The sequence below is a fragment of the uncultured Salinisphaera sp. genome, from assembly GCF_964012375.1.
Classification (GTDB): Bacteria; Pseudomonadota; Gammaproteobacteria; order Nevskiales; family Salinisphaeraceae; genus Salinisphaera.
Map to the genome: position 1 here is coordinate 1 of NZ_CAXGSH010000121.1, position 9,490 is coordinate 9,490.

General features: G+C 63.8%; 9 protein-coding genes. 3 read left to right on the forward strand and 6 right to left on the reverse strand.

The features are described 5' to 3' along the window. The first annotated feature begins 173 nt into the window (after positions 1–173). On the forward strand, positions 174–1,052 hold the full coding sequence (locus ABNU97_RS16065) for a DMT family transporter (RefSeq protein ID WP_348767689.1): 879 nt from the start codon (positions 174–176) through the stop codon (positions 1,050–1,052). A 101-nt stretch (positions 1,053–1,153) separates the two neighbouring features. Beyond that, entirely contained in the window at positions 1,154–2,047 is an 894-nt protein-coding gene (locus tag ABNU97_RS16070; protein ID WP_348767690.1) for an NAD(P)-dependent oxidoreductase, read from the forward strand. 27 nt (positions 2,048–2,074) lie between these two features. Here the strand turns inward: ABNU97_RS16070 and ABNU97_RS16075 are convergent, their stop codons facing one another. Further along, positions 2,075–2,671: a cyclodeaminase/cyclohydrolase family protein gene (locus tag ABNU97_RS16075; RefSeq protein WP_348767691.1), complete on the reverse strand. Its 597-nt coding sequence runs from the start codon at positions 2,669–2,671 to the stop codon at positions 2,075–2,077. A gap of 133 nt (positions 2,672–2,804) precedes the next feature. Between ABNU97_RS16075 and ABNU97_RS16080 the strand changes: the two genes are divergently transcribed. Beyond that, on the forward strand, positions 2,805–3,167 hold the full coding sequence (locus tag ABNU97_RS16080) for an STAS/SEC14 domain-containing protein (protein ID WP_348767692.1): 363 nt from the start codon (positions 2,805–2,807) through the stop codon (positions 3,165–3,167). Positions 3,168–3,197: 30 nt separating this feature from the next. Here the strand turns inward: ABNU97_RS16080 and ABNU97_RS16085 are convergent, their stop codons facing one another. From ABNU97_RS16085 to ABNU97_RS16105, 5 genes are all read right to left on the reverse strand, one after another. Then, the gene (locus tag ABNU97_RS16085) at positions 3,198–4,997 is read right to left on the reverse strand and encodes an IucA/IucC family siderophore biosynthesis protein (RefSeq protein WP_348767693.1); all 1,800 of its coding nucleotides are present in this window, start codon (positions 4,995–4,997) and stop codon (positions 3,198–3,200) included. Further along, the gene (locus ABNU97_RS16090) at positions 4,997–5,587 is read right to left on the reverse strand and encodes a GNAT family N-acetyltransferase (protein WP_348767694.1); all 591 of its coding nucleotides are present in this window, start codon (positions 5,585–5,587) and stop codon (positions 4,997–4,999) included. The genes ABNU97_RS16085 and ABNU97_RS16090 overlap by 1 nt, the downstream gene beginning before the upstream one ends. A gap of 52 nt (positions 5,588–5,639) precedes the next feature. Further along, positions 5,640–6,992, reverse strand: a complete 1,353-nt coding sequence (locus tag ABNU97_RS16095) for a SidA/IucD/PvdA family monooxygenase (RefSeq protein ID WP_348767695.1) — start codon at positions 6,990–6,992, stop codon at positions 5,640–5,642. Beyond that, positions 6,985–8,631 carry an aspartate aminotransferase family protein gene (locus ABNU97_RS16100; RefSeq protein WP_348767696.1) on the reverse strand — a complete coding sequence of 549 codons (1,647 nt, stop codon included), beginning with the start codon at positions 8,629–8,631 and terminating at the stop codon, positions 6,985–6,987. Before ABNU97_RS16100 ends, ABNU97_RS16095 begins: the two co-directional genes overlap by 8 nt. 88 nt (positions 8,632–8,719) lie before the next feature. Beyond that, a partial coding sequence (locus tag ABNU97_RS16105) for a TonB-dependent receptor (RefSeq protein ID WP_348767697.1) occupies positions 8,720–9,490 on the reverse strand: 771 nt, incomplete at its 5' end.

Here is a 9,490-nt window from a genome sequence, read left to right on the forward strand (position 1 = left end):
AGCTCGACCCCACCGGCCTGCCCATCGCCGGCGTCGAAACCGCGCACAAGCTGCTGGACAAAAACCAGCCCAGCAACGACCTGATGGGCAACTGGGCCACCAGCGCCGATCTCGACTGATGACCGCAAGCCGTTGCCGCTGCTCCCGCCCAAGCCCCTGACCGGATCGACCTGATGCTGGCCCGTGCCCTGCCCCTGTTCTTCGTGCTCATCTGGTCGACCGGCTTCATCGCCGCACGCCTGGTCGCGCCCTATTCCGATCCGCTGACGTTTCTGTGCTATCGCTACGCGCTCACGGTCGTCGCGTTCGTGCTCATCGCGCTCGCCGTGGGTGCGCCCTGGCCACGCGGCCTGCGGGCCTGGGCCAACGCGTTGATCGCCGGCGTGCTGTTGCAGGGCATTTATCTGGGCGGTGTGTTCTGGGCGGTCAACGACGGGCTACCGGCAGGCGTTGCCGCCCTCGTGGTCGGCCTGCAGCCGCTGCTGACCGCGGCACTGGCGTTTCCGCTGCTCGGCGAAACCGTGGGCGCCCGCAAATGGGTGGGCATCGCACTGGGCTTTGGCGGTGCGGTGCTGGTACTCGAACCGCGCCTGGCCGTGGATATGGCCGAACTCAGCGTCGGCCCTCTGCTGGCGGTGTTTGCGGCCATGCTCGGCATCACCCTGGGCACGATCTGGCAGAAACGCACCGGCGCGGCCGCCGATATTCGCACCAACGCGGCCGTGCAATTCATCGGCGCGGCCATCGTGACCGTGCCGGTCGCGCTGTGGCTCGAAAGCGGGCGTTTCGAAATGACCTGGCAGGCCTGGACCGGCTTGCTGTGGTCGTCGCTGGGGCTGTCCGTCGGCGCGATTTCGCTGCTGCTGTTTCTCATCCGCCGCGGCTCGGTGGCCAGCGTGGCCTCGCTGTTCTATCTGGTGCCGCCGGTGGTCGCGATCCTCGCCTATCTGTTGTTCGGCGAAACGCTCAATACCCTGCAGATTGTCGGCATGGCTGTGGCCGTGGCGGGCGTGGCGATTGCCAGCCGAAGCGGGCGTGCGGCCGGGACCTAGCCGGCCGCGCGGGTCGGCGGTCGAACACGGCAGCCCTACCAACGCATGCACTATGCACATGATATCGTGCCGCGTCTTGAAACCATGACCCGGAGCAATTCATGAAAACGGCTTTTCTCGGCCTGGGCACGATGGGCGCGCCCATGGCCCGCAACCTTCTGGCCGGTGGCGCGGATCTGACCGTCTGGAACCGTTCGCAACCGGCGCTCGATTCGCTGCGCGAGGCGGGCGCGAATACGGCCGATTCACCCGAAGCCGCGGTGGCGAATGCCGACGTTGTATTCTCGATGCTTGCCGACGACGCCGTCAGCGAACAGGTGGTGGTCGACTCCGGCGCGCTGGCGGCGATGAAACCCGGCGCGATCCACGTGAACATGGCGACCGTGTCGGTGCCCTTTGCCAAACGCATGGCTACCCTGCATGCCGAACACGACGTGACCTATGTGGCGGCGCCGGTGATGGGCCGTGCGGATGTGGCCGCCGCTGCAAAGCTGAATATTCTGGCCGCCGGCGACACCCAGGCCATCGATACCGCGACCCCGCTGTTGGAAACGATGGGCCAGAAGGTCTGGCCGGTGGGCGAATCGGCCGAGATGGCGAACGTGGTCAAGATCCAGGTCAACTTCATGCTGGCCGTGGCGATCGAGTCCATGGGTGAGGCCTGTGCGCTGGGCGAGGTCTACGGCATCGAAACGGGCAAGTTCCTGGATATCGTGACCAACACGCTGTTCGCCTGCCTGGGCTATCAAAGCTATGCGGGCCTGATTCGCGAATCCAAGTACAAGCCGGCCAACATGCCGGTGACCCTTGGCAACAAGGACGTCGGGCTGGCCCTGTCGGCCGCCAACGACCGCCAGGTGCCGCTGCCGCTGGGCGGCGTGGTGCGCGACAGCCTCAACGAGATCATCGCCAACGGCGACGGCGACAAGGACTGGGGCGCGCTGGCCGAATATGCGGCCAAGCGCGCGCGTATTGATCGTTCGCGAGACGCCTAGCCATCAAGCACGCAGGCGCGCGTTCAACTACGAGCGAGCGCCAGCCAGACGCTCAAGCAACCGGTCGGCTTCGGCCTGTAGCGAGGCGCGCTGGCCGGCCAGCTGGCGGCGCTCGGCCGCGTCTTCGAGCCCGTCGATGTTGGTATCCACGTTGATCAACACCATCGACAGGCCGGCATGGATGAGCTGTGCGCCGGCCCGCGCATCGCTTTGCAAGGCGGGCTTGATTTCGTCAATGGCCTGCTCGCTGTATTCGAGTGCAGCGAGACAGCAGCGTGCCGTATCCAGCGGCACCTGATTGATGCGTTCCACGGCCTCGTCCAGCGCCGTGTCCGACTCGTGTCCATGGGCCTGCTTTTTCGCGGCCAGATAGGCCTTGAAGGCGGCAATATCTTCGTCGGCATAGTCGCCGAGCTGCGCTACCAGCCGTTGTGCCTGCTCGATCAAGCGTTGCCCTGGCCCGTCGTCATCGTTCGTGCCGGTGAGCCGCAGCCCCTTGAGCACGAGCGAAAGACCGTCGGCCGCGGCGTTGGCGGCCACCGCGCCACAGCCGGGCATCGGGCGGGACTGAATATCGTCGCGAAACGCGCCCAGCGTCAGCCGGGAGATAGAAGCTTTGGACATGACGACCGGCACTGATCGAGGGATAAGCCGAGTGTCGCACGCCGCGTTGCTCACCGCTGATAGGCAAACCCTCAACGGTACGCAGAACATCTTTGATAGCGTGGCCGCTCATTTCTAGAGCAAGAGACAAACCATGCTGCGTATTGCCCCTTTCAAGCCCGATGTCGATTACGTTGTGCCGATTGAAATCGACGGCGAAATCAATTCCCGCGATTTTTCGAATGTGCTCGCCAAGATGGAAGAACAGCTGGCCAAGCACGACAAGCTGCGCCTGTATGTCGAGATCAAGTCGCTGGGCGGCATGTCGGCCTCGACCGCGTTCAACGAGCTCAAGGATGCGATCAAGCACTGGGAGCGCTTCGACAAGCTGGCCGTGGTCTCGGATGTGGAAGGTATTCGTACCGCCACCACGGTGATCGACAAGCTCTCGCCGAATACCGAATGCGAAACCTTCCGCGCGGCCGATCGCGACTCGGCCCAGGCCTGGGTGGCCTGAGCCGTTTAGCGCGTTTTCGCCGGCCGGCGGCTAAGCCGGCGGCCGTGCGATCGGATTGGCCAGCGTACCCGCGAACTGCAGGTTGCCTGCCGGGTCGTCCAGGTCGATCATCTGAGCGTTGTTGCGCAGCTGCAGCCGGTTCAGACAGGAGCGCTTGAACTCCGGCGCGAACAGATCGTAACGCTCGAACTTTTCTGAAAACTGCGGATGGTCGGCCTGATAGGCACGCACGCAGTTGGCCACCTGCTGCCAGAAACTCGCCTGCGGATAGCCGCGTTCGGTATGCAGAATCGCGCCGATATAACGAAAGATCAGGTCGAACAGATCGGTGAACAGGCTGAGCACCTTCAGCTCTTCGGGCACTTCGACGGATAGCCGGGCGACCTCGCCGGGCAGCTCGACCTCGGTGTTCATGATGCCCACCTCTTCGGCGATATCCTTCATGATCGCGCGTACCGGCACGTTGTCTTCCAACACCAGAATGATGTTCTCGCCGTGCGGCATGAACACCAGGTCGTGGGCATAGAAGCAATGCAGCAGCGGGCTCATATAGGCATCCAGATAGCGGGCCAGCCAGGCATCCGTATCCAGCGGTGATGCATCGATGAGCGCGCCGATCACCGAGGCGTCGGCGGCGTCGCGATGCAGCAGCGCGGCCATGGTCATCAGGCGCTGCCCGGGCTCGATCTGGTTGAACGGGCTTTCCCGCCACAGTGCCGCCAGCATCTTGTTGTAGGCATCGGTCTTGGGTGCCGCGGCTTCGAATTGGGGATGCCGGTAACCGATAGACGCGACTTCACGCAGGATGGAAAAGCCTTTCTCCTGCAGGTAGGCATCGCCGCGTACGAGCGTATCGATCCAGTCGTTGATTTCGGGCGTGCCGCGCATGTAGTAGGGCGACAGGCCCCGGGTGAAGCCCATGTTGAGGATCGATAGCGCCATCTTCACGTAGCAGCGCGCCGGATTATCGCGGTTGAACAGGGTACGAATCGACTGCTGGGCCTGATAGGTATCCTGGCCGAAACCCAGATGCACGAGATGCCCGGTGGCAATTTCGCCGGCGAACAGATAGACCAGCTTGTTGTGCCACTGCCATGGATGCACGGGCATGAAGCGATAGTCGGCTGCGTCCAGGCCGCGGTCGGTCAGGCGCGCGGTGAAGGCGTCATGGGTGGCCGCGTCCAGCTCGGCGGCCATATGTTCGGCATAGCTGCGGTCCGCGCTGCAGGCGAACTCGGCCCGGCTGCGATGGACCGCGACCCAGACGAGCCGAATGGGCGCCGCGGCTTCCGGCGTATAGGCGCGATAGTCCACGCTGTCGAAGCCGATACGTCCGCTGTTGGCGACGAACGCGGGGTGGCCTTCGGTCATCGCCGCTTCGATACGCTGAAAGTCGCCGTCGACGAAATCGGCAGCCGCTGGCCCGCCGTGGGCGATCTTGTAGGCGATGCTGTAGAGCGTGGCGGTGATTTCTTCCAGATAGATCGGCAGCGCCGCCGGGCCGATGCCGAGCACGTCGCGCAGTTCGGTGATCAGCGTGACCGCATCCACCGCGACGGGCACGCCGTCGACGGTCTTTTCCAGAGTGCCGGGTTCGATATGCCAGTGCTCGAGTTCGAGCAGCCGTGCGGCGAACCGATACTGCACCCCCTGCTCCAGGGACAGCGTATAGACGTCGGCGTCAGCGCTCGCGCGCGCCGGCGTGATCAGCAATTCATGGCTGAATTCGCTGAGCATCTTGGTGACCATACGGGCATTGGCGGCGGCCCAGGTGTCGGCATCGAGATGGACGATGGCCTGTTCGGTCGCAGTCATGGGCATACGGGTCATCAGGCGAAATCCTTGGTCAGATAATCTTCGAGCGCGTGCGCGTAGTCGGCACGCGTACAGCTGGCGAACCAGGCGGTCTTGCCGGGTAGCTCGACCTGTCGGTGATAGACAAAGCCCGCCCGACGGTTGATTGGATGAATGGCCTCGTTGGTGACGTCCGGCTCGACCACCACCCGCTCGACGCGGGCGTCGCTGAACAGAAAATCCATGATCTGAACGAACACGGCCCAGGTGAAGCCGGGAATACGCTGTTCGGCGCGTGCCACCAGCACATGCATGCCGACATCGCCGGGCTCTACCTCGTAGTGCTCGCCGATAGCCTCGGCCGCTGGCGCATAGCGCTCCATCAGAAACATCGGTCGATCGTCGTGCAGGCCGATGAAGGCATCGAAATCGGGCGATGCAGCCAGCTCGGTGAAGTAGTCGCGAACCTGCTGCGCATCCAGCGACTGCATGCCCCAGAAGCGGGCATGGTCACTACGCAGCCAGGCATGGGCGGTGGGCACATGGCGCTCGATATCGAAGGGCGTGATCGCCAGTTCGCCGATACCGGGGATCACGCGTGCCTGAAGAACGGGGGTATCGCTCACGCAGCTTTCCTTGGTGGAAGTTGAAAGATCGAAGTCGGCCGACGTGCGCCCCTCACGCGGGGGCACGGCGTCGACCTGCGGCCGGCGCGTCGGGCGTATCGACCGCGAAATGCTGGAAGGCGATGCGCTGCTCGATCGGGTAATGCTCGACGCCGGTCAGCGCCCGCAGGATGCAGGCGTTGCGATAACAGGCCATGCCCAGATCGGGGGTCACGAAACCGTGGGTATGGATTTCGGCGTTCTGGACGAAAATCTCGGCGTTGTCGTGGTCCACCGCGTAGTAGCGCGACGCGTCGAAGCGCCCCTGGGCATCCCAGCGGATGCGATCGGCAATGCCGTGGATATAGTCCGGCACGCGATAGGCAAAGCCGGTGGCCAGCACAACGCTCTCGCTGCGATGGGTAAAGCCGGCGCCCTGCTCGTGCTGGAAGAAGTCCAGCTCGATGCCACGGCCATCGGCGGTATTGCGAGCAGCGCGTAGCTCCACGTTGGCCTGCAGGCCGACGTCGAGCGTGCCGGCAACATCGCGCTCGTACATGAGATCGTAGATGGCGTTGATCAGCGATTCGTCGATGCCCTTGTAGAGCGCCTTGTGTTCCTCGCCGAGCTTGTGCCGCCGGTGCTCGGACAGGCCATGGAAATAGTCCACATACTCCGGCGAGGTCATTTCCAGGGTGAGCTTGTCGTAGTTCAGCGCAAAGAAGCGCGGCGAGCGGGTGAACCAGTCCAGCCGGTAGCCGTGGCGTTCCTGCTCGAGCAGCAGCGCATGAAAGACCTCGGCTGCGCTCTGGCCACTGCCCACCACGGTGATCGAATCGCTGACCTGAAGGCGCTCGCTGGCCGGGCCGAATTCGCAGGCATGGATCGCGTGCTGGCCCAGATCGCGACAGCACTCCGGCACGTACATACTCGGGCCGCTGCCCAGCACCAGCGCGCGGGCGCGCAGCTCGCGGCGCTCGCCGCTGGCGGTGTCCTCGAGGGTGAGCACGTAGCAGGCGTTGGCGTCGTCGTAGTCGGTGGCCACCACCCGCGTGGCGAAGACGAGGTTATCCAGACGCTCGGCGACCCAGCGGCAATACTGGTTGTATTCGGCCCTGAGCATGAAGAAGTTCTCGCGAATATAGAACGCGTAGATCCGCCCGGTGTGCTTGAGGTAGTTGAGAAAGCTGTAATCGCTGGTCGGGTCGGCGAGCGTGACCAGATCGGCCATGAACGGCGTCTGCAGGGTCGCGCCTTCCAACAGCAGGCCCGGATGCCAGTCGAAGCGTTCGTTTTCGTCGATGAAGACCGTGTCGAGTTCATCGATAGGCGCGGCAAGCGCGGCCAGGCCGAGATTGAACGGGCCGATCCCGATACCGGCCACGTCGTGGATGCGGTTGTCGCGCTTATAGTCTGGCTTATCCATGACGGCGCACCCGTTCGTTTGCGGCTGCGGCCGGCGTCTGGGCAAGCGCTGAAGCCGGCGACGGCGTGCTGCGCTCGATCGCCATGCCATAGGCCAGAATCAGATCGACGATTTCGCCCATCTGCTCGACCGTGGTGGCCGGATTGAGCAGCGTGAACTTCAGATAGCGGCGCCCATCGACCTTGGTGGCCGCGATCATGGCCTCGCCGTCGCGGGCCAGCTGCGAACGAATCGACGCGTTTAGCGTATCCAGCTCGGCTTCGGAGGTGGTCAGGCACGGCCGGTAACGAAACACGATCGTGCTGAGTTCAGGGCGGTGCAACAGTTCCAGTCGCGGCTCGGCAAGCATGAGTTCGTAGGTCGCACGGGCCAGCGCCACCGCGCCGTCGAACGCCGCGCCGATCGTGGCCGCCCCGAGGGTACGCAGGGTGAGCCAAAGCTTGAGCGCATCGAAACGCTTGGTGGTCTGCAGCGATTTGTTGACCTGGTCGGGCGTGCCGGCAGCCGCTGCTTCGGCCGGATTCAGATAGTCCGCGTGGTGGGTAATCAGGCCCAGGTTGGCGCCATTCTTTACGATGAACGCACTGCAGCTGACCGGCTGGAAGAACGACTTGTGGTAGTCCACGGTCAACGAATCGGCGTTCTCGATGCCGGCGCATTTATGGCCGTGCCGGTTCGAGACCAGCAGGCCGCAACCGTAGGCCGCGTCGACGTGCATCCAGAGATGCTCGTTACGGCAAACCGCCGCAATCGCATCCATGTCGTCGATACTGCCGAAGTCGGTGGTGCCACAGGTAGCGGCCACGGCGATGGGGATATCGCCCGCGGCCCGACAGTCGGCGATCGCGCTCTTCAAGGCCGCGATATCCATCCGCCTGGCTTGGTCGCAGGCCACGCCCACTACCGCATCGTGGCCCAGACCGAGTAGCGCCGCGGCCTTGGACAGGCTGAAATGGCTGACTTCGGACACGAATACCCGCAACTTCGACGCCGCGGCCGGCAGGCCCTGCTTCTGCACGGCGCCATGACCGTATTGGCGTGCGCACCAGGCGTCGCGCATGAGCAGCATGGCCATCAGGTTCGACTGGGTGCCGCCGCTGGTGAAAACGCCGTCGGCGCCCTCGCCCAGACCGGCACGAGCGGCCGTCCAGGCAATGAGCTTTTGTTCGATGAATGTGCCGCCCGCGCTCTGGTCCCAGGTATCCAGCGAGGAGTTGATGGCGCTGAGCACCACCTCGGCCGCGATCGAGGGCACCAGCACCGGACAGTTCAGATGCGCCGCATAGCGCGGATGGTGGAAATACACCGCATGGTCGAGATAGAGCGGGCGCAGCTCGGCCAGTGCTTCGGCCATGTCGCCGCTGGGCTGGTCCAGATCCACGGCTTCGAAATCGGGCGCGAGTTCGCTGGGGCTGACCCCGCTATGCACCTGTCTGGCGCGCCGCACGGCGGCCGCGACCGCATCGGCGGCCTGCTCGACCTGATCGCGATAGAGGTCGAGATTGTGTTCGTTGAATAACTGCGCCCGGCGGGCGATGTCGTCGAAATCCTCGGGTGTGTCGGCTTGCCGGGTTGCGGCTTCGTTCGAGGTGCGCATGGCGCGGCCCTCCTTGTCGAGATAAAAACGCACTGCGTTCATACACGCCCGTGCACGAACTCCTTCCCCTCGCTTTTATTTCGATGCGTCGGCGGCCCGTCGCTGTCGCGACGGGCCGAACGCGTTTTTTCTAGAACTGATAATCCAGCGTGGCAATCACCTCGCGGGCATAGCCGTAGTAGCAGTTGTTGGGGCTGAAGCAGGCCTCGACGTATTCCTTGTCGAACACGTTGTTGGCATTCAGCCGCAGGGTGGCGCCGTCCAGCGACGGCGCGAACTCGCCCAGCTTCACGCTGACCATGGCGTCGGCCAGGGTGTAGTCGGGGACGGTCAGCTCGTTCGCGGTATCCGCATAGCTTTCGCCGACGTAACGCACGCCCGCGCCCACATCGATGGCCGGTGTCAACTCGTACTTGGCCCAGGCGGAGGCGAGATCGTCCGGCGTACGGGTGAACGTATTGCCTTTAATCACGCCCAGATCCGGGAAGTTGTCTGCGTATTCCACGTTGCTGTGCGAATACGAGGCGAGCACGTTGAGTCGATCGGTAATATCCGCGCGTGCCGACAGCTCGATGCCCTGGGATTCGACGTCGCCTACGCTATCGAAGCGTGCAGGACTCACCTGAAAACGCTGCTGTACGTTTTCCTGGGTCAGGTCATAGACCGCCAGGGTGAACATCGCATCGACGCCCGGCGGCTGATACTTCAGGCCAGCTTCGTACTGGTGGCTTTCAACCGGTTTGGCCACATCGCCGTTGAACGGCGTATAGGCGCTCGGGTTGAACCCTTCGCTATACGAGACATACGGCGAAAGCCCCCACTTCGACTGGTACAGCAAGGCCGCACGACCCGTGAATGCATTATCACTGCGATCGGTGCGTTCGCCGCTGGTGCCGTCGAC